Below are 25,159 nucleotides of genomic sequence, written 5' to 3'. Positions count from 1 at the left end.
AAGGCTAATTACTAACCGCACTATTAAAGTCTTCTTCTGATAAACCTGCCGACATCGCGTATTCTTTTAACTTATCTTGAGAAACACCCGCATGTTGTGCGGTGCTTAATATACGTATTACCTGTTCACGTTGATGAGATGATTCTCTTACGGCTGTTTCCACTACCATTTGCGCTTCGTTAGGGAAGACCGCTAATAATGCATCTACCACATACTCTCCAACGAAAGGAACGGCATTAAGCGCGCTTGTCATAATCTCAACAATTTTGTTCGGGTGCTCCTGCGAGAGTGTTTGAACAATACTGTCTGCTGCATCAGGTTGAGTAAGAACAGCAACACGTACTATCTCATCTAATTCTTCAGGGGTTGAAACCGCTGCTGCATGAACAACGAAATCGACATAAGTTGGTTCTGCTTTAATAGCTAGCTGAACAATGTTGGGGCAGCTGCTGACTTCTTTTTCTATTGCAAGCTGAACAATTTCCTCGGTAGAAGAAGGTTGTGCTGATATTGCAGCAAAGACGATTTCTCGATACTTATCTGGATACGTGTCTAATGCGATATCGACAATAGAGACTATTTCTTGCGGATAATGGCCAGCGATAGAGCTAATGGCACGTCCTACAGACATGGTTTGATCGACCTGGCGTCGCAAAAAGGCTGTTTGAAAGCGATTAGATGCTTCAGCGGATGATTCTATGCTTACTGAAGTGGTTGGCTGAGCGACTTCGTTTGAAGAAGCGTCTTGTGCCATTGCCACATGACTAACCTGTGAGGCTAGCATTGCCGCTGAAAGCAATGAAAGAGTTCGTAACATAAACCCACCTTTATAATTATTGCGTAGTCAATTTTTGACACAACCAGTATTAATACATTTATGAAGAATACAAAGCGTAGGCCGTTTACGCTTATATACATTCTCATACGTATTCCTTTACGCAACCTTCAACATCAAGTTTCAATATAATAACGGCAGGATCAAATACTACTTTAAGAACGACTACTTTATAGGATCTGAACACCCATCCTATTAGTAATTAGTCCATATTGTCTACTAATTATCACATTTGAATGAAAAATAGACGGTTAGTTCAGAGTTTGATCATGGCTCAGATTGAACGCTGGCGGCAGGCCTAACACATGCAAGTCGAACGGTAACAGGATTAGCTTGCTAATCGCTGACGAGTGGCGGACGGGTGAGTAATGCTTGGGAACTTGCCTTTGCGAGGGGGATAACAGTTGGAAACGACTGCTAATACCGCATAACGTCTACGGACCAAACGGGGCTTAGGCTCCGGCGCAAAGAGAGGCCCAAGTGAGATTAGCTAGTTGGTAAGGTAAAGGCTTACCAAGGCAACGATCTCTAGCTGTTCTGAGAGGAAGATCAGCCACACTGGAACTGAGACACGGTCCAGACTCCTACGGGAGGCAGCAGTGGGGAATATTGCACAATGGGGGAAACCCTGATGCAGCCATGCCGCGTGTGTGAAGAAGGCCTTCGGGTTGTAAAGCACTTTCAGTTGTGAGGAAAAGTTAGTAGTTAATACCTGCTAGCCGTGACGTTAACAACAGAAGAAGCACCGGCTAACTCCGTGCCAGCAGCCGCGGTAATACGGAGGGTGCGAGCGTTAATCGGAATTACTGGGCGTAAAGCGCACGCAGGCGGTTTGTTAAGCTAGATGTGAAAGCCCCGGGCTCAACCTGGGATGGTCATTTAGAACTGGCAGACTAGAGTCTTGGAGAGGGGAGTGGAATTCCAGGTGTAGCGGTGAAATGCGTAGATATCTGGAGGAACATCAGTGGCGAAGGCGACTCCCTGGCCAAAGACTGACGCTCATGTGCGAAAGTGTGGGTAGCGAACAGGATTAGATACCCTGGTAGTCCACACCGTAAACGCTGTCTACTAGCTGTTTGTGACTTTAAGTCGTGAGTAGCGAAGCTAACGCGATAAGTAGACCGCCTGGGGAGTACGGCCGCAAGGTTAAAACTCAAATGAATTGACGGGGGCCCGCACAAGCGGTGGAGCATGTGGTTTAATTCGATGCAACGCGAAGAACCTTACCTACACTTGACATGCAGAGAACTTTCCAGAGATGGATTGGTGCCTTCGGGAACTCTGACACAGGTGCTGCATGGCTGTCGTCAGCTCGTGTCGTGAGATGTTGGGTTAAGTCCCGCAACGAGCGCAACCCTTGTCCTTAGTTGCCAGCCTTAAGTTGGGCACTCTAAGGAGACTGCCGGTGACAAACCGGAGGAAGGTGGGGACGACGTCAAGTCATCATGGCCCTTACGTGTAGGGCTACACACGTGCTACAATGGCATTTACAGAGGGAAGCGAGACAGTGATGTGGAGCGGACCCCTTAAAGAATGTCGTAGTCCGGATTGGAGTCTGCAACTCGACTCCATGAAGTCGGAATCGCTAGTAATCGCAGGTCAGAATACTGCGGTGAATACGTTCCCGGGCCTTGTACACACCGCCCGTCACACCATGGGAGTGGGATGCAAAAGAAGTAGTTAGTCTAACCTTCGGGAGGACGATTACCACTTTGTTCAATTTGTTTCATGACTGGGGTGAAGTCGTAACAAGGTAACCCTAGGGGAACCTGGGGTTGGATCACCTCCTTACCATTACGTCGATAGACGCACTTGATGCAGTGCCTACACAGATAGTCTTGTTTAAAAATGAAGAACGACACAAGTTTATGGGGCTATAGCTCAGCTGGGAGAGCGCCTGATTTGCATTCAGGAGGTCAGCAGTTCGATCCTGCTTAGCTCCACCATCTACTTGACACTGAGCTTGCATAAGCGAAGTTTACTGAAGGCTTGTAGCTCGGATGGTTGCAGCCCTGCCCTCGAATAAGAGCGGTGAGGTCACAACGCCGACCGGCTTGAAAAATAGGCTTGTAGCTCAGCTGGTTAGAGCGCACCCCTGATAAGGGTGAGGTCGGCAGTTCAAGTCTGCCCAAGCCTACCATTTCCTTGCTTTAAGAAAGGAAGGTAACAAAGGTGGAAACGTGTCACGTTGGACCCGAAATCCTAATGAATATTTACTGTTTCAGTAAGCATTGATTAGGTTTTTTTACCCTGAGGGAGCATTTACGATACTTTAAAGAGTAATGTAGGTCCTCCTTGCGCAAAAGTCATGACAAAAAGCGTCATGATTTTGCACGATAGTTCTTTAACAATTTGGAAAGCTGATATTAATAGTAATCAATCAAAATTGAGTAACTGAGAAGTCGAAAGACGTACTTTTTACTCTACTTGACTTGAATTGCTTGTTATCAACATTGATTGATAGCAAGGCAATTCTTCCGATTAGCTTGTTAAGTGACGAAGCGTATACGGTGGATGCCTTGGCAGTTAGAGGCGATGAAGGACGTGTAAGTCTGCGAAAAGCTGTGGTGAGCCGACAAAATGCATTTGAGCCACAGATGTCCGAATGGGGAAACCCACCTATTTATAGGTATCGTTAACTGAATACATAGGTTAACGAGGCAAACGAGGGGAACTGAAACATCTAAGTACCCTTAGGAAAAGAAATCAACCGAGATTCCCCTAGTAGCGGCGAGCGAACGGGGAGCAGCCCTTAAGCTGTTTAGAATTTAGTGGAATCCTTTGGGAAGAGGAGCGATACAAGGTGATAGCCCTGTACACGACGGATTCTTTACAGTGAAATCGAGTAGGTCGGGACACGTGTTATCTTGACTGAATATGGGGGGACCATCCTCCAAGGCTAAATACTCCTAACTGACCGATAGTGAACCAGTACCGTGAGGGAAAGGCGAAAAGAACCCCTGTGAGGGGAGTGAAATAGAACCTGAAACCGTATACGTACAAGCAGTGGGAGCCCTTCGGGGTGACTGCGTACCTTTTGTATAATGGGTCAGCGACTTATATTTAGTAGCAAGGTTAAGCGAATAGCGGAGCCGTAGCGAAAGCGAGTGTTAACTGCGCGTTGAGTTGCTAGGTATAGACCCGAAACCCGGTGATCTAGCCATGAGCAGGTTGAAGGTTGAGTAACATCAACTGGAGGACCGAACCCACTGACGTTGAAAAGTCAGGGGATGACTTGTGGCTGGGGGTGAAAGGCCAATCAAACCGGGAGATAGCTGGTTCTCCCCGAAATCTATTTAGGTAGAGCCTCGGACGAATTCCATTGGGGGTAGAGCACTGTTAAGGCTAGGGGGTCATCCCGACTTACCAACCCTTTGCAAACTCCGAATACCAATGAGAACTATCCGGGAGACACACGGCGGGTGCTAACGTCCGTCGTGGAGAGGGAAACAACCCAGACCGCCAGCTAAGGTCCCAAAATATTGCTAAGTGGGAAACGATGTGGGAAGGCACAGACAGCTAGGAGGTTGGCTTAGAAGCAGCCACCCTTTAAAGAAAGCGTAATAGCTCACTAGTCGAGTCGGCCTGCGCGGAAGATGTAACGGGGCTAAGCAATATACCGAAGCTGCGGCAGCATGTTTACATGCTGGGTAGGGGAGCGTTGTGTAAGTGGATGAAGGTGAGTTGTAAAGCTTGCTGGACATATCACAAGTGCGAATGCTGACATGAGTAACGATAATGGGAGTGAAAAACTCCCACGCCGGAAGACCAAGGTTTCCTGTCCCATGCTAATCAGGGCAGGGTAAGTCGGCCCCTAAGGCGAGGCAGAAATGCGTAGTCGATGGGAAACGGATTAATATTTCCGTACTTATATAATCAGTGATGGAGGGACGGAGAAGGCTAGGCAAGCTTGGCGTTGGTTGTCCAAGTGAAAGTGTGTAGGCTAGTGACTTAGGTAAATCCGGGTCGCTCTTTAAAAGAGAAGGCCGAGACACGAGACGAGCTCCCAAGGGAGTGAAGTTGTTGATGCCCTGCTTCCAGGAAAAGCTTCTAAACTTATGATTATATGAACCGTACCCCAAACCGACACAGGTGGTCAGGTAGAGAATACTAAGGCGCTTGAGAGAACTCGGGTGAAGGAACTCGGCAAAATTGTACCGTAACTTCGGGAGAAGGTACGCCTCTGTTTGTGAACACTTTACGTGGTAAGCAAATGGAGGCCGCAGTGACCAGGTGGCTGGGACTGTTTATTAAAAACACAGCACTCTGCAAACTCGTAAGAGGACGTATAGGGTGTGACACCTGCCCGGTGCCGGAAGGTTAATTGATGGGGTTAGTCCTCGGACGAAGCTCTTGATCGAAGCCCCGGTAAACGGCGGCCGTAACTATAACGGTCCTAAGGTAGCGAAATTCCTTGTCGGGTAAGTTCCGACCTGCACGAATGGTGTAACCATGGCCACGCTGTCTCCACCCGAGACTCAGTGAAATTGAAATCGCAGTGAAGATGCTGTGTACCCGCACCTAGACGGAAAGACCCCGTGAACCTTTACTACAGCTTGGCACTGAACATTGAACCTACATGTGTAGGATAGGTGGGAGGCTTTGAAGCACAGTCGCTAGATTGTGTGGAGCCGTCCTTGAAATACCACCCTTGTATGTTTGATGTTCTAACATTGGCCCTTTATCGGGGTTGTGGACAGTGTCTGGTGGGTAGTTTGACTGGGGCGGTCTCCTCCCAAATAGTAACGGAGGAGCACGAAGGTTAGCTAATCACGGTCGGACATCGTGAGGTTAGTGCAATGGCATAAGCTAGCTTAACTGCGAGACAGACACGTCGAGCAGGTACGAAAGTAGGTCATAGTGATCCGGTGGTTCTGTATGGAAGGGCCATCGCTCAACGGATAAAAGGTACTCCGGGGATAACAGGCTGATACCGCCCAAGAGTTCATATCGACGGCGGTGTTTGGCACCTCGATGTCGGCTCATCACATCCTGGGGCTGAAGTCGGTCCCAAGGGTATGGCTGTTCGCCATTTAAAGTGGTACGCGAGCTGGGTTTAGAACGTCGTGAGACAGTTCGGTCCCTATCTGGTGTGGGCGTTGGATGATTGATGGGAGCTGCTCCTAGTACGAGAGGACCGGAGTGGACGAACCGCTGGTGTTCGGGTTGTCATGCCAATGGCATTGCCCGGTAGCTATGTTCGGAACGGATAACCGCTGAAAGCATCTAAGCGGGAAGCCGGCCCAAAGATGAGTCATCCCTGACCTTTAAGGTCTGGAAGGGTTGTTATAGACGATGACGTTGATAGGCAGGGTGTGGAAGCGTTGTAAGGCGTTAAGCTAACCTGTACTAATTGCCCGAGAGGCTTAACCATCAACAACGCCTAAAAGGCTTCGAAGAGAAGTTGGCGTTGTAAGCAAAGACGAGCTAAAAGCAAGATAGAGTAAAAAGTAGTTACTCACTGATTGAATTAATATTATCTTTCCCAAATTGTTATCAGTGTGGCAGCCATAGCGATACGGTACCACCTGATTCCATTCCGAACTCAGAAGTGAAACGTATTAGCGCCGATGGTAGTGTGGGGTTTCCCCATGTGAGAGTAGGACACTGCCAGGTCCCAAACCCGCCTAACGGCGGGTTTTTTGCTTTCTGCCTCTTCATTTTCTCTATACTACTAATCGCTTATAGATTAATAGCAAAGATCGCTCTACATTTGTCTTGTGTTAATAAAATGTTAAGTGTGCTTGATGAATTATTTGGTGTTAGCTGTTGTCGCAGGGCTGATAAATGTAGTGATGTCGTTTCTAACCATGAGCGTCCTGATTTCTACTGCTGTCACCTTTTTTACTATTCTTTTAGCGTCTTTCATTTTTAATAAAACGCTAGGCAGCGGAAAAACGAATGCGTTTTCTGAAGGAGTAGGGGATGACAGCCTTTCATCGAGTCAACCTCCGTCGTCGCAAACTGATGCAACCAAGGTCAGTCACGCCGCCAGCAATATCGCAATTGGCGGTGCCTCTATTTCGTTTTTTTTGGAGCAACTAGCAAACGCTTTTAAAGAACAAGTCGCTAATATTGGTGAAATGAGCGGCAGGCTACAACATTTAGAGTCGTCGTCTAGTCAGTTAGATGCATTAGCCAAAACAGCCTCTTCATCTATGAATGAGTCTGATGAGAAAACACAGTTTGGAAGTACGTCGCTAAAAGAAGTGTTAAACCAACAACAGCAGTTAGTTAAAAATATCAATGCGTCATCTGACGCGCTCATTACCTTAAAAAGCAAAGCTGAAGGTATAAGTACAATCACTAACACCATTAATCAGTTGGCCGATCAAACGAATATGCTCGCGTTAAATGCAGCAATTGAAGCCGCTAGGGCTGGCGAACAAGGCCGTGGTTTTGCTGTAGTTGCTGACGAAGTCAGGGAACTCGCAAAGAAAACGACAGATGCAACGTCTGGAATTGAAACTTTGCTTCAGGATATGAATACCAGTAGCCAAAAAGCGGTAGCTACTATGGATAAAGTACTTAGTTCAAGTGACGATATGAACGCTAAGCTACAGGAGAGTGAAGCGGCTATATCTCATTCAAGCTTGTTATCTACTAAAGCCCGGGACTCTATGGAGGCAATGCAGGGTATGGTAGAGGATAATGCAGAGCACAGCGCAGGTATCAGCGCCAATATTCTACAACTTCATCAAACTACGGGTAATTTGGAGCGCGATCTTTCTGACGTTTCAGCGCAAGCCTTATCTCTTAGCAGCCAAGCGGAAGATATTTTTAGGCTATTAGAAAGTTTTGACGTAAACGACAGAAATAGCGAAGTAAGAGATATTGCGATAAGTACAGCGAAAACCATAGGTAAACGATTCGAACAGGCTATTAAAGCGGGCGACATTGCCGAGTCGCAATTATTTAGCTTCGACTATACGCCCATTACAAACACTAACCCGTTAAAGCACACGACACCTTTCGATAAATTCACCGATAAGATATTACCCGAAATTCAAGAGCCTTTGCTAACAGCGCACGATTTCATAATTTATGCTGGCGCGGTTGATAAAAATGGCTACTTCCCCACCCATAATAAGAAGTTCAGTCAGCCGCTTACGGGTAATTATGACACTGACCTTGCAAATAACCGAACAAAACGGATATTTGATGATAAGACAGGAAGCCGCTGTGGTGCTAATACCTCAACGTTTCTACTTCAAACCTATAAACGAGATACGGGAGAAGTTATGCATGATTTATCAGCCCCTATTTATGTGAACGGTAAACACTGGGGCGGGTTTCGTATAGGTTATAAAGCACAAGCGCAGTAATTCCCTACCGCTAATATTATTGCGTCTTTACGCTTTTATTTGGGCCCTTGTTACCCTACCATTAGCGGATTGTTCGCGGTTCGTAAAATAATATGCCTTCATTACAAAGTTACAGCACGTTTGGTCTTTCAGCATCGTGTAATTCTATTGAGTCGTTTGTCGACGTCCCTTCTTTTTTATCCCTATACAACTCAATAAAACAAAGCGCCGATAACGCGGTTTACATATTAGGCGGTGGAAGCAATTCTATTTTTACAAAAGACTTCGACGGTACTGTACTGGTTAATGAAATAAAGGGTATTAGTCACTTCGATACTGAAAGTCACCATTATCTAAGGGTAGGCGCAGGCGAAAACTGGCATGAGTTTGTAACGCTTTGTATGGAAGAAAAGTGGTATGGATTCGAAAACTTAGCACTGATACCAGGCTCAGTAGGGGCATGTCCTATTCAGAACATCGGTGCTTACGGGCGAGAGGTTAATGCCCTCATTGATAAAGTAGAATGTGTATTATTAGAAACGGGTGAGCAAGTTCTGCTTAACAAAGAAGATTGCCAGTTTGGCTACAGAGATAGTGTGTTTAAACATGCATTAGCCAATAAAGTGCTTATTACCCATGTTAATTTTAAGCTTCCGAAAGACTATGAACTTGAAACTAGCTACGGCGAATTGGCCGCACTTTCCGAGCCTACGCCTGAAAAGGTGTATAGTAAGGTAATAGAGATAAGAAAGAGCAAGTTGCCCGACCCAAACGTTTTAGGTAATGCAGGAAGTTTCTTCAAGAACCCCGTAGTACCGACGTCGGTATTTCACAGTATTCAAAAAGATTACGACGTTGTCCCGCACTTTGTTATAACTGATAAGGTAACGCCGCCAACTGAAACGAGTGATTTAGGCGTTACCCTAAAACAGCAAGATAACACTAAGAAAAACGAAGAATTGATAAAAATCCCTGCAGCGTGGCTTATCGACCAAGCAGGATTTAAAGGCAAGACGTTAAATAAAGTACGCTGCCACCCTACACAGCCATTGGTACTAACTAACTTAGGTGGTGCCACCGGAGAAGATTTAATTACCATGGCAAAAAATATCATAGCAAGCGTACATGATAAGTTTGGCGTTACGCTCGAACCAGAAGTGCGCTTATTAGGAAGCAAAGGACTTATTTCGCTATGAGACAAGCATCAAAAGCTATAAGAAAACATATACTCGCTTTGTTGTCTGACGGCCATTTTCACTCAGGTGAAACCATTGCTCAGCAGGTCGGTTTATCAAGAACCGCGGTAGCGGGCCACATTTCCCAGCTTGCCGATTGGGGGTTGGATGTATTTAAAGTGAAAGGTAAAGGCTACCGATTAGAACGAGGGTTCCCATTGTTAAGTGCTGACAGTATTAAACGACATTTAGGCAATACAAAACGCGCGGTCATCGATGTGGAGTCCGTATTGCCCTCTACCAATACGGAAATGAAAAAACGTATTGCGAGTAAACGGGAAGATCTTGAAAACGGCGATGTCGTCTTCGCCGAAATTCAAACCGATGGGCGCGGTCGCCACGGCCGTTCTTGGTTAGCCCCTGTTGGTGGTAGTCTAACTTTCTCTATGTACTGGTCTTTCCCTGATGGTTACCAAAGCATGGCGGGTCTTTCTTTGCTAGTGGGGTTAGCCGTTTGCGATGCATTAAAAGAATTTGGTGTTGAAGATGCCGAATTGAAATGGCCGAACGATATTTATCTACAAGGCAAAAAGCTTGCCGGTGTATTAATTGAAGTAGAAGGCCAGATTGGCGCAACGGCGCACAGTGTTATCGGTATTGGTTTAAATGTATGTGTACCTGATAATCAGTATGATGTAGGGCAGCCTCATAGCGATCTAGCCTCTTACCTAGGTACTATTCCTGATAGAAACGCCTTAGCGGCAGAAATAATTAAGTCGCTTTGGTCTTATTTACCGAAATTTACCCAGCAAGGGTTTGGTCCTTTCACTGCGTATTGGGAAGCGTTAGACCTATACGCCGATAAACGTATTGTTTTGCAGATGGGCGAGAAGCGATTTTCTGGAATTGACAGGGGAGTGGACGCCAGCGGCGCACTACTTGTTGAAACACAAGACGGTATTACGCGATTCCATGGTGGCGAAGTTAGCCTTAGAGGCAATTAACGTTTTATTTTATATCTGGGCTACGAAGATTTTGGCCATTTTTATAATAAAAGTACTTCGTAGTTCATCTTTGTGATTTTTAAATAGAATTCTTTCCGTTCGTTTTACTCATTACATTGCGAATGAAACCAAAAATATGAATAACATTGAAGAAAACCACGTCATATTAGTGGATATCGGTAACACCCGAATAAAATATTCACTGCTTTGTCATGCAGAAGAAGAGCCTAATGCATGCGAAGATGCCAATTCTCTTTTCTCTTTTATCGATTCTCAGAAAAATATTTCTCATTTATATATAGCTTCTGTGAGAAACCAGGAGCTGGTTGATGAAATATTCACCATGTGCAATGAACGAAATATTACCTTTGTAGAAAAGCACACAGAAAAAGAAGCCTTCGGCATAAAAAATAGTTACGACAATGTTCAAAAAATGGGCGTTGATCGATGGCTTGCCATGGTCTGCGCTGCAGAAAAATCAAAAAAAGCATTTTTTGTTATGGATGTGGGTACGGCAATAACGGTTGATTTTGTGGTAGATGGTCAACATTTAGGCGGTTGGATCGTACCTGGTTTTCAAGTAATGCGTAATGCATTGGTCGCTTCAACTAAAAAAGTGTTCGCAAATGATGAAATTCCAACCACCTTTGGGGTTGGGACAGACACAGAAGATTGTGTGGCAACAGGGTGTCATGCCGCCCTATATGGTGTTTATTTGAGCGCGATTGATTACATATCAAGCAAACAAACCGATTTTGACATTATTTTAGGGGGTGGAGACAAAAAAGTGTTTGCATTCTTAAAATCTGCTGATAACATGCGCCTCGCTCATTTGGTGATGCAGGGTCTTGCCCGCTACGCTCGAAGTGAACTTTTAAAGGGAACGCCGGCGTAAGTTTTTGATTAGTTGAAAAAATGGTCAAAAAAGAAAATTGAAAAATTTTCAAAAAGACACTTGCACAGAGTTAAACAATACTCTAGAATGCGCACCCACTTGATGTAGTGCCGACTTAGCTCAGTTGGTAGAGCAACTGACTTGTAATCAGTAGGTCGCCAGTTCGATTCCGGCAGTCGGCACCATCAATCTGGAGGGGTACCCAAGCGGTCAACGGGAGCAGACTGTAAATCTGCCGGCTCAGCCTTCGCAGGTTCGAATCCTGCCCCCTCCACCACTTTCTCTATGAGGTGGCCAGAGAATTAGGATTGCGGGCATCGTATAATGGCTATTACCTCAGCCTTCCAAGCTGATGATGCGGGTTCGATTCCCGCTGCCCGCTCCAAATCAGTGCTGATATAGCTCAGTTGGTAGAGCGCACCCTTGGTAAGGGTGAGGTCGGCAGTTCAAATCTGCCTATCAGCACCAGTTTATTTCTCCCCAGCTCATGTAAAATTTCTAAATTTTTTAATGTAACTTTGCTGGGATAATAGAAATGGCAAAAGAAAAGTTTGAACGTACGAAACCCCACGTAAACGTGGGTACAATCGGCCACGTTGACCACGGTAAAACTACCCTAACTGCAGCTATCACTACAGTTCTTTCTAAAACTTACGGCGGTTCTGCTCAGGCTTTCGATCAAATCGATAACGCGCCTGAAGAGAAAGCTCGTGGTATCACCATTTCTACTTCACACGTAGAATATGACACGCCTACTCGTCACTACGCACACGTAGACTGCCCAGGACACGCTGATTACGTTAAAAACATGATCACTGGTGCTGCTCAGATGGACGGTGGTATCCTAGTAGTAGCTGCGACTGATGGCCCTATGCCACAGACTCGTGAGCACATCCTACTTGGTCGTCAGGTTGGTATCCCTTACATCATCGTATTCATGAACAAATGTGACATGGTTGATGATGAAGAGCTTCTAGAGCTAGTAGAAATGGAAGTTCGTGAACTTCTTAACGAATACGAATTCCCAGGTGATGACCTACCAGTTATCCAAGGTTCAGCTCTTAAAGCGCTTGAAGGCGACGCAGAGTGGGAAAAGAAAATCATCGAGCTTGGTGAAGCGCTTGATTCATACATCCCAGAGCCAGAGCGTGCAATCGACAAGCCGTTCATCCTTCCAATTGAAGATGTATTCTCAATCTCAGGCCGTGGTACTGTTGTAACGGGTCGTGTTGAGCAAGGTATCATCAAGGTTGGTGAAGAAGTAGAAATCGTAGGTATCAAAGATACGACTAAGACTACTTGTACTGGTGTTGAGATGTTCCGTAAGCTTCTTGACGAAGGCCGTGCAGGTGAGAACGTTGGTGTTCTTCTACGTGGTACTAAGCGTGATGAAGTTGAACGTGGTCAAGTACTAGCTAAGCCTGGTTCAATCACTCCACACGTTAACTTCGAAGCAGAAGTATACGTACTGTCTAAAGATGAAGGTGGTCGTCATACTCCATTCTTCAAAGGCTACCGTCCACAGTTCTACTTCCGTACAACTGACGTAACTGGTGCTGTAGAGCTTCCAGAAGGCGTAGAAATGGTAATGCCTGGTGACAACCTTAAATTTAAAGTTGAGCTAATTGCTCCGATCGCGATGGAAGAAGGTCTTCGTTTCGCAATCCGTGAAGGTGGTCGTACAGTAGGTGCTGGTGTTGTATCTAAGATCCTAGACTAATCTAGACTTAGCAACATAAGCCAAAAAAAGCGCACTTAGGTGCGCTTTTTTGTTTGCCCAGCGAAGCTGGCAAACCCGTCAGGTTGAAAGAAACCTGAATCACCCTGACTGAGGGGAAGATAATCCGAATGGCAAGGGCGTTGTTGGCCAACGGCAGGGNCCGAAGGAAGCCATAGGAAGTTAGAGGTACACAACGCAAGTGAACCTGATTCGGCAAGACAGGAGGGTAAGCGTGCAAAATAGCGTGAAGCCCGATACTCNGTCAGTCCTGTTTTGTGNTTGAGGGTGGGATTTCTAACAGGGNGNCAGNNCAGTAACTGGGGAAGCCTGGCACCGTCTCTGGTTATGAGCCAGAAGCATCTATGCGAGAGGCGACTCAAGGTAGGTGTTGGTGTGAGGTGGCAGATGACGCCGTAGTAGTGANTAAAGTTCGGCCTGTGAAAGCCAGTAATGGTGTGGAGGNTAAAACCGAGCTGACCATCAGCAGTGTTTGATGGCGTTCTTATCAGCCAAAAGCTGATTAGGATGGCGAAGGGCGGAAGTACATAGTAAGTCTGTGATGAGCAGATGTTTTTTTTTAGTGGTACACGAATCGACTAGCTATCGACGTCTTCGTACTTGGTTTGTCGCGGAAGCGACGGACTGGCTACGAAACGGTACATNGGAGTAATGTGGGAACGTTGAGTAGATTGCCATTGGGCTAGCACGCTCTACCACCATGTGAAATAGACCAACACGAAAAGAAGTCATCGGCCCCCACACAGCACACCATCTTCGAGGAGAAGCGTGCGGGTTTATTATAGTTTGTACGGTCACNTGCTTAATAAAGCNAGNCTGTTCAAGGGNTTTAAAAAGGTANTCAAAGCGAAAGGNGCGGCCGGAATAGATGGGCAGAGCCTGAGCGCGTTTGCCTCAAATCTGGATAATGAACTNNCGCAGCTTCTTCTNGAACTCAAAACCAAACGCTATCAANCGCAACCGGTAAGNCGGGTNNTTATCCCGAAAGACGGNGGCGGNGAGCGTCTNTTGGGTATCCCAACNGTNAGGGATAGNGTNGTTCAACANTGCTTNAATGACCTCCTNACNCCCATCTTCGAAGANCAGTTCCANCCATCNAGCTTTGGTTATAGNCCGAAGCGGAGCTGTCACGATGCNATNAANAAAGCCACNATGTTNATCCGTCGATANAGGCGTCANCANGTNGTGGANATGGACCTGTCGAAGTGCTTNGATAAGCTGGACCATACGCTTATCATTAAGAGCATNAAAAGACGGGTNCGTGATGGNAGCGTGCTGAGNCTNATTNCTCAGTTCNTANAAAGTGGGGTNATGGTNGATGGNCATTGGCAGCAACAGAAACAGGCAGTCCGCAGGGTGGGGTAATAAGCCCACTGATAGCGAACATCTATCTGGATGCGTTCGATGAGGAAATGAAACAGCGGGGACACAGAATAGTGCGCTATGCTGATGATATCCTTATCTTGTGTTGCAGTCGTACAGCGGCAGAGAATGCCAAAGCACAAGCCACACATATCTTAGAAGGAAAGCTAAAGCTCAGCGTAAACACGGAGAAAACACATATCACACACAGTGACGATGGTGTGAAGTTCCTTGGCGTTGAAATCGGGACGAAACATACCCGCATCCAGCCCAAGAAACTCACCGCGTTTAAGGCGAAGCTCAAGCAGATGACGAAACGCAATGGCGGAATGCCGCTGCAATCAGTCATCAATGCACTAAACCCACTGCTAAGAGGGTTCAGTTATTACTTCAAGATAGCCAATGCGAGCAGGGCATTTAAGCAAATAGCAAGCTGGCTAAGACGCCGCTTGCGCAGTATTCAACTCAAGTTATGGAAGAAGGCGAGCCGCCTCCATCGCTGGCTAAGACAGCATGGTTATAAAGGTCGGTTTGCCCACATCAACATGACGAGTTGGTGCAGTGCACGCAGCCCCTTAGCAAGCTATGCGATGCCAAACAGTTGGTTCGATGAGCTCGGGCTAATGAACTTGGAGAATGTTGCAACGGGATATGTGTTTAGCCATTACGCTAAATAACTATGTACATGAGCCGTATACGAGGCCCGTATGTACGGTTCTGTGAGAGGGATGAGGCGGTGACGCCTCACCCTACTCGATATGCCTTTTGGAAAGTGCGCGCAGTGTATGCCCTCCGAAACACGCCGTAAACCCATCCATGGGGNNGCTTCGCAGCTGCTTCTATGCAGCTGAGAGTTCTAGAGTGAACAAGCCCCCCTTTTGCATCTATTGAGCCTGTACGGAGAGGCAGAAACGCACCGTAAATCCATCTTTGGCGGCATCAATCAGCGTCCCTACTGCGATCAGTTTTTGATGGGGCTTCACTCTCTCCTTAATCGGCATGGCAAGAAGTTTGGAAAGAAGGGGATTAACACGCCGTAAAGCCATCCTATCTTTTGTGTTAGCGGCTTCTGCACCGCATTCATTCTATGGCGGGATTTAGCGAGCAGTTGTTTAACATGGATAAGGCTAGTGGGTAGCTTTAATCGAAAGTTTAGCTAAGCTTAGGTATTGATAAATCTGAAATTTATCATTGCCATGTCTTTCTTTCGTTAGTGCGAAGTGGCAAGCTTCGGTTTAGTCTTACATTAAGGTTTTATAAAGCAATGTCATTCGAGTCAGTTTTAAACGAATCGGAGTTCAGTGCGATTATCTTGGAAAATCGCAGTGCCTATGAGCAAGACTTAATAGAGTTCAATGAGTTACTGCAGGCTGACTATCTTTTTTTAGGTGTCAAAAAAGCACATAGTATTTCTGTGTTGATAGGGTTATCGCATAACTCATCGATTCCACAAATGGAATATGAGCTGAAAGGCTCTCCTTGTGAAAGCGTCTTAATAACAGGGCCGTGTGGTTATGAGTCAGACGTTTGTGTCCATTTTTCCGAAGATCAAACCCTTAAGGCGCTTAACGCCGAAGGGTATTTAGGCGCCGGGCTTTTTAACGAAAAACTTCGTGATATTGGCGTACTCGTCGCTGTGTTTAAAACGCCGAAAAAAGACATCTCTGAGTGGCTACAAGTTTTTTCACTTCAGGCCAAGCTGTTTTCTACGCAGTTTCAAAAAGACTTTTTTGCGACAAAAACTGCCCATAACTTGTCGCTTATTGATGAAATAAGTCGTATGTCGCACACGGGGTCTTGGGAATTCTACCCCGAAACTGAAAAGTTGATATGGTCACCGGAGACCTATCGAATTCACGATTTGCCAATTGATAGTGAGATAAACATACAAAAAGCACTCGATTTTATTGCGCCTGATTATCTTGCCGAGCTTACATTCGCCTTCGAAAATTTACGCTATAAGCAGTGCCCCTATGACATTCAGTGCCAAATTATCGATTCGTCCAGTTCTGTTAGATGGGTAAGAGCTTCTGGGAAGGCTGAGCTTTACAAAAACGGCGCGGTTAAGCGTCTTTTTGGTGCATTCGAAGATATTACCGAATATAAAACAGCGCTAATTCTCAGTGCAGACCGGGCTAAGAAAATTCAAAGCATTTTGAATAATATCAATGATGCTGTATTTAGTATCGACACCAGGGGCACAATCACACATTGTAACGACGTTGCGCTTAAAATGTTTGGTTACACCCGAGGCGAGTTACTCGCTCAATCCGTAGAGGTATTAATGCCAGAGCCTTACGCCTCTAACCATGCTTTTTATATGCGTAACTATATGGAGACTGGGGTAGGCAAAATTATAGGAGTAGGCCGGCAGCTTCCTGCTAAGCGAAAGAATGGCGATATCTTTCAGATGGAGCTGTCATTGTCTGAAAGTAGCGATCTGGGTGAGAAGGGCTTTATAGGTGTTATTAGAGATATTAGTGAACGCATAGAAGCGCAGGATACAATTTATAACCTCGCTTATACTGACCCTGTTACACACCTTCGAAATCAACAGTGGTTTCATCAACGTTTTAAAGATTTGATGCTGCGCGCATCAATGAATCAAGAATATATACACATTTTGTTGCTAGATATCGATAATATGGCGCAAATTAACACGCGGTTCGGCTTTGGTAACGGAAACTATGCCATAAGAAAAGTCGCCGAGCAGTTGCTCTTCGTCATCGGTCATGATTATGAGATATTTAAGTACGGTGGCGATAGTTTTGTCGTGTTGTCGAAGAAAACCTATAGAAAAGAAGATCTCCATAAATTCGATGCGAGCTTAGTGGAAAGTGCACTCCTTAGTCCACGTCATTTCGATATTGTCATAAATTCAGTGAAATGGTCTCTTACTGCGTCACTCGGCAGTGCTATCTTTAACCCGCAAGGTCAAAGTTTTGAGTCAATCATCAATGTAATCGAACAGGCTGTTAAAAGGGCAAAAAAGTCGGCGCCTTTTGGTCTTTGTCATATATCAGAGGATGGGTTTAAAGAATTCGACCGTTACTTAGATATAAAATCTAAGCTTGAACAAGCAATAGAAAGCGATGAATTATCAATAGTGCTTCAACCCCAAGTTACCCATGATGGAACTGTCTCTTCTTTCGAGGCTCTAGTGCGGTGGTACTCGAAAGAGTTAGGTCCGGTAAGCCCTGGCGAATTTATTCCTATCGCCGAAGAGAGCTATGCTATCTGCGAAATAGGCGACATTGTTTTACGAAAAACGCTGAACGTGATGAGTAACTTTGTAAAGGCCGGCTTAAATACCACTATTGCGATCAACATCAGTGCTAGACAAATTGTTATGCCAGACTTTATAAATTCGCTACTTTCTCGCGTAAATCAATTCGGCATTCCACCTCATAGGTTAATGCTGGAATTAACAGAAACCGCTTTAGTCGTAGATATTGAGCTGGTTAAGGAAACTATGCTTGAACTGGCGAAATTCGGCTTTCGTTTTTCAATTGATGATTTCGGTACGGGCTATTCCAGCCTCGCATACCTGAAAGTGCTTCCTATTAGTGAACTTAAAATAGATAAATATTTTGTGGATGACATAGGTAAAGATTTTGATGGAAAAGCGGCGCAGATTGTTGATGCAATCCTCGAAATGGCAAAAGCGCTTAATGTGACCTGCATTGCAGAAGGTGTGGAGACTGTAGAGCAGTTAAACTATCTGAAAGGTAAAGGCTGTGAAAGATTTCAAGGCTATTACTTTTCACGTCCAGAGCCGGAAGCCTATTGGGCAGAGCTTAAGCAAAACCCAACACTTCCTTAGGTTTAAGAAAATATTTGCGATTACCGTTTACAGTATTATCCAGTCTTAAGCGTGTTTTACTCGCTGTTTATCGTTTTCGAGAATGGCACTCTTGCTAGTTTGATTAGTCCATGTTGTTATAGTGTAACAATATCTAACGATAATATTAAAATTTAGCGCAGTAAGAGATTTTTATGATTACACGACGTCAATTTATAATGGGCTCTTTGGCATTTGGTGGTCTTGCAACCAGTGCTTTTGGTAAGACGTCGAATTTGGCGTCTATGCCAATTAGTGAAGGTTATGGCGCGCTTGTTGCTGACCCCCAAAAGCTCCTCGATTTACCTAAAGGCTTTAGCTACAAGGTAATATCTAGTCTTGGCAATGCGATGTCAGATGGCATGCACGTACCTGATAGAGCGGATGGTATGGGGTGTCTACCTATAGACGATACCAGCGACAAAGTAGCGCTTATTCGTAACCACGAATTGCACCCCAAACATTTAAGTGCTCAGCCACCGTCTATCCAAAAGCATACTAGCTCGCTGGCCTACGACAATTACCATAACGGGGTTGCTTTGCCGGGTGGCACTACAACGATGGTGTACAACCTTACCACGCAAACGGTAGAGCGAGAGTTCATTAGCCTTGCTGGAACGGTAAGAAACTGTTCTGGTGGCATTACGCCCTGGGGCACATGGCTTACGTGTGAAGAATCGGTAGACCGTCCTTACGGCCCTAATGGCGATGTGGTAAACAAAGATCACGGCTATATATTTGAAGTACCTGCAAGTGCCGACTCACTGATAGAAGCTAAGCCGCTGAAAGCAATGGGGCGCTTTAACCACGAAGCCGCGTGTGTAGATCCTAAAACCGGCATTGTTTATCTAACCGAAGATAGAGGCGATAGCTTGCTTTATCGCTTTGTACCTGAAGAGTACGGCAACTTGGCGGCTGGCGGCCAGTTAGAAGCCTTAGTCGTAAAAAATAAGCTTCAGTTCGATACACGTAACTGGAATGACAACGATATGCCAGTAGCTACATGGTTCGATGTCGAGTGGGTCGCGTTAGACAACCCAGAAAGCCCTAGTGATGATTTACGCGTGCAAGGGCATGATAAAGGTGCTGCGCTTTTCGCTCGTGGTGAAGGCATACATTGGGGCGAAGATGAGCTTTATTTCTGCTGTACCAATGGCGGGCAAAAGCAGCTAGGTCAGGTGATGAAGCTTGTTCCATCTGCAGATGGAAAACAAGACAAGCTTCAGCTGTTTTTAGAAAGTGAAGATAAGAACCTGTACAACTTTGGCGATAATTTAACGGTGTGTCCAAACGGGCATTTATTGGTGTGTGAAGACCAGTACACCGACATTGTCGATAACCATTTGCGCGGTGTTACGCCAAGCGGAGAAGTGTACAACTTTGCTAAATTACATGCGCAAACTGAGCTTGCTGGTGCGTGCTTTTCGCCTAACGGCAAAACACTTTTCGTCAATATTTACTCACCTACTAAAACGTTGGCGATTACTGGCCCATGGCTAGATGCTTAAGGTTTTTTCTCTAGAAGGTGTAGGAGCAGCGTTATAAATAAACGCTGCTCCTTATAGTACTTTACATTAGCTCAACGCTTTCCTACGCGTAACCCCTCCCAACGCTTACGCCCACATTTCTTTCGCTCATAAATAAATTCGATTAACTAGCATCTTTATAATCTTTAAAGTCTGTCGACTGAATCAACTTATCTCGTTTTAATAGTTTTACTAAATCAATAATAATGCTTTCAACTTAACAAGGAGAGCTAAATGAGCACACTATTAAAAAGACTAACAATGGCGAATAGCCACCGTGTTTCCTCCACTATTAATCAACCTATTCGTACGCAGTGCAATTACGCTGACAACTATTACGGCGACCAAGTATGCGTAGAAGTGAAAGCCCCTAAACCTCGTACCAACCTTCATGTAGGAGTACAGCTGTGAGAACCTCGATGAAATCAACCGTATTAAATAGCATAGAATATAACTAGGGGGGAACGCCCTATTTGTATTCTATACAGCTAGTTCAATACTAAGCCCATAAGAATATAGAAGTGGGTTCACTATGAGATCGTTATTTGCTGCATTTTTTATTTTTTTGCAGCTTCCTCTTTTGGTGACAATATCTAAAGTAACAGCAGAACGTTCAAAAATGCTACAAAGGTTTAATGATAAAACGCGTATTAAACATCTATATTTGTGACGTATGTTAATGTGTTTTTTGCGTTTTATTAGTTTTTGCTTATATTCCTAGTGTTCGTTTTTCTCCCCAGAGGAGTGAGTCATGAAATTCGATTCAATTAAATCTAGGCTAGTGTTAATGACCCTGATATGCGTGATAGGTATGGGGGTTTTGGTGGTAAGCCAACACTACTTTACGCAGCAGTTAATTAGCTTAAATCAGCAGCGAGATGTTCTACTAAGAATGGGGCAGGATTTACTTCAAATGCGAAGGCATGAAAAAGACTTTCTATTACGCCACGATACGTCTTATTTCGATGACTTTCTTGAACAGTCTTATCTTTTCAAAGGGCGTTTAACTACGCTTATTCCCTTGTTCAATGAATATAAGTTGCCCGTGGCTGATGTTGAAAGCCTCTCTACATCAATTGAGGCATACAGTGGTGCATTTCAACAGGTGGTACTTGTTCAAGAGCGCATTGGTTTAACACAAAACGACGGGTTGAGAGGCCGTATCTTAGCGCTAGAGAATGCCTTGGCTGAGGGGCCGCTTGCGCAAAAAGCTCAAGCAATCGAACAGCTCACTACTATGCAGTTAGCCACGCGCAACTTTCAAATCACCCGAGAAGGCTATTACGCTAAGCAAATAAAAGATATGAGTGCACAATTTTCTGCTAAATACCAAAATGACCCTGCGGTACGTGGCACGATAGTGCAGTATCGCGAAGCGCTGATAGGGCTTGTTGACGGCGTTATTACATTAGGTGTCACTCATAACGAAGGTTTAAGAAATGAATTTAGACAAAGCGCGCATAATGTTGAAACGCAATTAAAAGGTGTGGATGCCGCACTTCAACCTGTTATTGAACAACAAGAAGGGCAGGTGCGTATTTACAGTCTTAGTATAGCAGCGCTTACGTCTGTCGTATTAATTCTTGTTTTGATCAAGAGTTTTGCGACATTTCATCGCGCTTTTGTTAACTTTCTAACATTCTTTTATCGCTGTAAGCGCCAGTATCAGATGATTGATACAAGAAAGTTAGGGTTTGCAGAGTTGAAATCACTTGCTGAACTGGCAAATGAAATGGTTGAGTCAAAGAGAGATATCGAGGCACGACTAGCCAGTGTAGAAGCCGAGTTGGCCACTAAAAAAGCCCGTAGTTCTTAAACGAAGGTTTTCTAATGTAAGCGGTCAACTCATTATTGCATTAAAAGGTAGAAGCAAAATGAAGTTTAACCGCTTAGGAACTAGCGATTTACAAGTGTCTGACGTGTGTTTAGGTACAATGACATGGGGTATTCAAAACACTCAGCAAGACGCAGATGAGCAACTAGCATACGCCCTTGATAAAGGCGTTAATTTTATCGATACCGCAGAAATGTACCCAGTGCCGCCCAATGTTGATACGTACGGCGATACAGAGCGCGTGATCGGGAATTGGCTCTCGCGCAACCCGTCAAAGCGCGCTGATATTGTACTGATGACTAAAATTGCAGGTAGCGGTTTAAAGTATATTCGCAATGCAGGGCCTATTACCGCCGATGCAATCGCCAATGCGTTAACGTATTCATTAGAACGCCTGAATACCGATTATATCGATGTTTATCAACTTCATTGGCCTAATCGAGTCACCCCTCACTTTGGTAAGCACTGGCCTGATGGCGCGAACCCTACGAAGACCAATAGGGAGCAAGAACTTGATGGTATGCGAGATATACTAACCGGAATTAAGCGCGCCCTTGATGAAGGAAAAATAAGGCATTGGGGATTGTCGGATGATACGCCATGGGGAATTCACACATTTTTGATGCTATGTAATGAAATGGATATCCCACTTCCTGTTTCCATTCAAAATGAATTTAGTCTACTTCACGCAAAAGATTGGCCGTATCTGATAGAAATGTGTGAACTAGAGAATATTGCTTATTTGCCCTGGTCGCCTTTAGCAACGGGAATGTTAAGCGGTAAATATCAAAAGGGGGCGCGTCCTGAAGGAAGCCGGTGGACATTAGCACAGCGAATGGGACTATTTAGAGATAAGCCGCCGGCGCAGGCTGCCACCGCTGAGTACATGCAGATTGCCAAAAAGGCCGGAATTACGCCGTCTCAACTTGCGTTAGCCTGGTGTCAGCAGGTCCCTGGCGTCACTTCTACTATTATCGGCGCAACAACGATGCCCCAGCTAAAAGAGAATATTGATGCGTTCGACTTATCGCTTTCTCAAGAAACCTTAGATGACGTTCACAGTGTGCTAAGGCAATATCCTATGGGCTTCTAAGCCCCTCATAGCCCATTAGAACTGGCGGGAGGCATGCGTACTCCCGTCATTTTTGTGTAATACGCACGTCATACTATGGCCTTTTCATGTATTAAACCGTGCGTATTATGTCAATGACCGACCCACAGCTAGCCCAGAACGACGCCCTTCAAAAAACACATAATTGGCGTCAGTGGTTACTCTTAGTGCTCCTAGTTTACGTTATGTTACTTGCTGTTAGTATGATTGGCAGCGGGTTCAAATTTGCCACTGGCGATCATGCCAAAGCGCTTTTTAGCTTCGCTTCTAACCCTGTGATGGGGTTAATTATTGGCATGGTATCCACTGCACTTATTCAATCTTCTAGTACGGTCACGTCTATTATTGTGGGCATGGTAGCCGGTGGTTTACCTATTACTATTGCGATACCCATGATGATGGGAGCTAATATTGGTACAAGTATTACTAACACCCTGGTGAGCCTAGGCCACGTAGCAAGAAAAGAAGAATTTCAACGGGCCTTTAACGCCGCCACCATACACGATTTTTTTAACGTGTTATCAGTGCTGATATTTTTACCCTTAGAAATGGCATTTGGTATTTTGGAATATTTAAGCGCTCAAATGGTCGCAATTTTTCATACCGGACAAGCCATTGGGGTTGATGGTGTTAACCCAATAAAAGTGGCAACCCAACCTGTTACCGACCTTGCTACCCACGTATTTTCATTTTTGCCTTCTATTTACCCTGGCGTGGCTAAGATTATTTTGGGTATTGGGCTTATTATGTTTTCTATCACCTATATGGGCAAAATTATGAAATCGCTCATGGTGGGGAAGGCTAAAGCGCTATTGCATACTAGCATTGGTAAAGGGCCACTTTCCGGCATTGCATCAGGTGCGGTAATGACTGTGTTAGTGCAATCGTCATCAACAACCACATCGCTCATGGTGCCTTTGGTTGGCAGCGGTATTCTAAAGGCAAAAGACATCTACCCGTTCACCTTAGGTGCCAATATTGGTACCTGCATTACTGCGCTAATCGCGGCACTAGGCGTAGTGGGAGTAAATAGTGGGTTTGCATTACAAATTGCTTTTGTTCATCTGATTTACAATGTACTGGGCGTAACGCTTATTTACGGCTTTCCGCTATTGCGTAACATTCCGCTTAACCTTTCCTATCAATTATCTGTTATAGCAGCAGAGCGTAAAATGTATGGAGCAGCCTACATAGGTGGCTTGTTCTTTATCATGCCATTGGGGATTATTTTTACTACGATGTAGTACGTCGAGGGAATGATGAAAACGGCGCAGGCGCCGTTTTCATAGGGTCTATTGAAAGGCTGAATTAAAACGCATACTTCGCTGAAACTTGGAAGCGATTCATATCACCTTCTAAACCTGCTTCAACTTCACGATGAGCAAATGCGTACTCTGCGCCCACGGTCAGTGCTTTTGTTGGCGAGTATAAGTAGTTAACGCGTGTACTGTATGTGCTTTCGGTTACTGCCATCCCCGTAAGCGTTGCGTCATTATCAGCCTCAAATGCTGAAAACATGATGCTGCTGCGCGCTTTATCGCTCCACTTGTGGCGATACGCAATGCCGTAACCGGTAGAGTCGATTGCTTCAAGGTCGCCACTTTCTGTCAGTACAGCGCCATTGGCAGCGTTAAGGGCTGAATATCGTCCTAGACCTTTACCTGAATTGAACGTGAAGCGGATGTCATCGCCATTTGCCAAGTTGTATTTACCGGTAACTGATACGCCGAAGCTGGTTTCATCTGCATCAATTCCTGCGGCGTTATCGTAGGAAAGCTGGCGAAGTAAGCCTGCCACTTTTACATAACCCCAATCTTGTTTGGACGTGTAAGCTGCTACTAAATCAGGCACGCTGCTATCGTCACTTGTTATACGACCGCCACCTCCCAAGGGGGTGATAGTCGACTCAGGATTTTCTAACGCAATCTGCAGCCCGCCGTTGGTGTATCTCACCATGACTTGACGGGCAAAGGTGATGCCGTCAGTGGTACCAATAAAATCAAGTGATTCTGGTAATGAACCTACGTCCATAAAGGTCGTCCATGTTTGGCCCACCAACCAATTCTTGTAAGTTAAGTACGCGTGGCGTACTCGCGGAGTGTAGGAGTTACTGATTCGCTCATCACCGCCGCTAGTTACAAGGAAGTCGAGTTCGAATACACCGTTTATGGTATCGCCTTCAGCCGTAGGCGTTGACGTTGCAAAGCGGAATCGTGAGGTTCTGATGTGGGCATCAAATTGTGGGTCTTCGTCAACGCCACCAACCGGAGTTAGTGAAGGAATGTAAAAGTCGCGGCCTACGCTTCCCGAGGCAATGGTGCCGTCAGAGTAGTCGCTTACCATCGCATCGACTTTGATATAGCCTGTGAATTTCACACTTGTGTCGCCGATTGTTGCTGCTTGCGCCGCGCCGCTAGATGCCGCTAGGCACAATGCTACCGCGGTAGCCGTATTTTTTATTTTAGCTTTCATCGTGTCTGTTCCAAAATGTGGTTAAATAAATGTAAATTCAACGTTAACATTGCTGATTGTGT

At 45.3% G+C, this 25,159-nt stretch carries 14 protein-coding genes, 6 tRNA genes and 3 rRNA genes; 21 read left to right on the top strand and 2 right to left on the bottom strand.

Annotated elements, in window-relative coordinates; translation table 11 throughout:
* Positions 1-4: 4 nt before the first annotated feature.
* Positions 5-817: a hypothetical protein gene (locus MADE_RS17180; RefSeq protein ID WP_023559929.1), complete on the bottom strand. Its 813-nt coding sequence runs from the start codon at positions 815-817 to the stop codon at positions 5-7.
* A 269-nt stretch (positions 818-1,086) separates the two neighbouring features.
* Between MADE_RS17180 and MADE_RS17175 the strand changes: the two genes are divergently transcribed.
* The 21 genes from MADE_RS17175 to MADE_RS17080 all read left to right on the top strand — a co-directional run bounded on the left by MADE_RS17175 (position 1,087) and on the right by MADE_RS17080 (position 23,869).
* Positions 1,087-2,626 (top strand): 16S ribosomal RNA (locus MADE_RS17175).
* Between the two features lie 79 nt (positions 2,627-2,705).
* Positions 2,706-2,781, top strand: a tRNA-Ala gene (locus MADE_RS17170).
* Between the two features lie 117 nt (positions 2,782-2,898).
* Positions 2,899-2,975, top strand: a tRNA-Ile gene (locus tag MADE_RS17165).
* 347 nt (positions 2,976-3,322) lie between these two features.
* A 23S ribosomal RNA gene (locus MADE_RS17160) occupies positions 3,323-6,209 on the top strand.
* Between the two features lie 126 nt (positions 6,210-6,335).
* A 5S ribosomal RNA gene (gene rrf / locus MADE_RS17155) occupies positions 6,336-6,451 on the top strand.
* Together the 16S, 23S and 5S rRNA genes with 2 tRNA genes alongside form the textbook arrangement of a ribosomal RNA operon.
* 131 nt (positions 6,452-6,582) lie before the next feature.
* Positions 6,583-8,160 (top strand): methyl-accepting chemotaxis protein, encoded by a 1,578-nt coding sequence (locus MADE_RS17150; protein WP_012519821.1) that lies wholly within the window; start codon positions 6,583-6,585, stop codon positions 8,158-8,160.
* A gap of 92 nt (positions 8,161-8,252) precedes the next feature.
* Complete coding sequence (gene murB, locus MADE_RS17145; protein ID WP_012519822.1) at positions 8,253-9,335, top strand: UDP-N-acetylmuramate dehydrogenase; 1,083 nt, start codon at positions 8,253-8,255, stop codon at positions 9,333-9,335.
* Positions 9,332-10,318 (top strand): bifunctional biotin--[acetyl-CoA-carboxylase] ligase/biotin operon repressor BirA, encoded by a 987-nt coding sequence (birA, locus tag MADE_RS17140; protein ID WP_012519823.1) that lies wholly within the window; start codon positions 9,332-9,334, stop codon positions 10,316-10,318. The genes murB and birA overlap by 4 nt, the downstream gene beginning before the upstream one ends.
* A gap of 136 nt (positions 10,319-10,454) precedes the next feature.
* Entirely contained in the window at positions 10,455-11,213 is a 759-nt protein-coding gene (locus MADE_RS17135; RefSeq protein WP_012519824.1) for a type III pantothenate kinase, read from the top strand.
* Between the two features lie 109 nt (positions 11,214-11,322).
* Positions 11,323-11,398, top strand: a tRNA-Thr gene (locus MADE_RS17130).
* Between the two features lie 7 nt (positions 11,399-11,405).
* A tRNA-Tyr gene (locus MADE_RS17125) sits at positions 11,406-11,490 on the top strand.
* 33 nt (positions 11,491-11,523) lie between these two features.
* A tRNA-Gly gene (locus tag MADE_RS17120) sits at positions 11,524-11,598 on the top strand.
* Between the two features lie 7 nt (positions 11,599-11,605).
* Positions 11,606-11,681, top strand: a tRNA-Thr gene (locus tag MADE_RS17115).
* Between the two features lie 67 nt (positions 11,682-11,748).
* Positions 11,749-12,933: an elongation factor Tu gene (gene tuf / locus MADE_RS17110; protein WP_012519826.1), complete on the top strand. Its 1,185-nt coding sequence runs from the start codon at positions 11,749-11,751 to the stop codon at positions 12,931-12,933.
* Positions 12,934-14,276: 1,343 nt separating this feature from the next.
* Positions 14,277-14,990 (top strand): reverse transcriptase domain-containing protein, encoded by a 714-nt coding sequence (locus MADE_RS21060; RefSeq protein ID WP_023559928.1) that lies wholly within the window; start codon positions 14,277-14,279, stop codon positions 14,988-14,990.
* A 587-nt stretch (positions 14,991-15,577) separates the two neighbouring features.
* The gene (locus tag MADE_RS17100; protein ID WP_023559926.1) at positions 15,578-18,136 is read left to right on the top strand and encodes a sensor domain-containing protein; all 2,559 of its coding nucleotides are present in this window, start codon (positions 15,578-15,580) and stop codon (positions 18,134-18,136) included.
* A 173-nt stretch (positions 18,137-18,309) separates the two neighbouring features.
* Entirely contained in the window at positions 18,310-19,662 is a 1,353-nt protein-coding gene (locus MADE_RS17095; protein ID WP_015068176.1) for an alkaline phosphatase PhoX, read from the top strand.
* A 252-nt stretch (positions 19,663-19,914) separates the two neighbouring features.
* Positions 19,915-20,091, top strand: a complete 177-nt coding sequence (locus MADE_RS20620; protein WP_023559925.1) for a hypothetical protein — start codon at positions 19,915-19,917, stop codon at positions 20,089-20,091.
* Positions 20,092-20,431: 340 nt separating this feature from the next.
* Positions 20,432-21,496 carry a hypothetical protein gene (locus MADE_RS17090; RefSeq protein WP_015068175.1) on the top strand — a complete coding sequence of 355 codons (1,065 nt, stop codon included), beginning with the start codon at positions 20,432-20,434 and terminating at the stop codon, positions 21,494-21,496.
* A gap of 58 nt (positions 21,497-21,554) precedes the next feature.
* Positions 21,555-22,607, top strand: coding sequence for an aldo/keto reductase (locus MADE_RS17085; RefSeq protein WP_015068174.1), 1,053 nt, complete (start codon positions 21,555-21,557; stop codon positions 22,605-22,607).
* A gap of 107 nt (positions 22,608-22,714) precedes the next feature.
* Entirely contained in the window at positions 22,715-23,869 is a 1,155-nt protein-coding gene (locus MADE_RS17080; RefSeq protein WP_020744834.1) for a Na/Pi symporter, read from the top strand.
* 64 nt (positions 23,870-23,933) lie between these two features.
* Here MADE_RS17080 and MADE_RS17075 read toward each other — a convergent pair whose 3' ends face one another.
* Positions 23,934-25,097 carry a DcaP family trimeric outer membrane transporter gene (locus tag MADE_RS17075; protein ID WP_023559924.1) on the bottom strand — a complete coding sequence of 388 codons (1,164 nt, stop codon included), beginning with the start codon at positions 25,095-25,097 and terminating at the stop codon, positions 23,934-23,936.
* Positions 25,098-25,159 lie beyond the last annotated feature (62 nt).

This window comes from Alteromonas mediterranea DE, from assembly GCF_000020585.3.
GTDB classification, from domain to species: Bacteria; Pseudomonadota; Gammaproteobacteria; order Enterobacterales; family Alteromonadaceae; genus Alteromonas; species Alteromonas mediterranea.
This window is presented reverse-complemented; position numbering and strand designations above follow the sequence as displayed.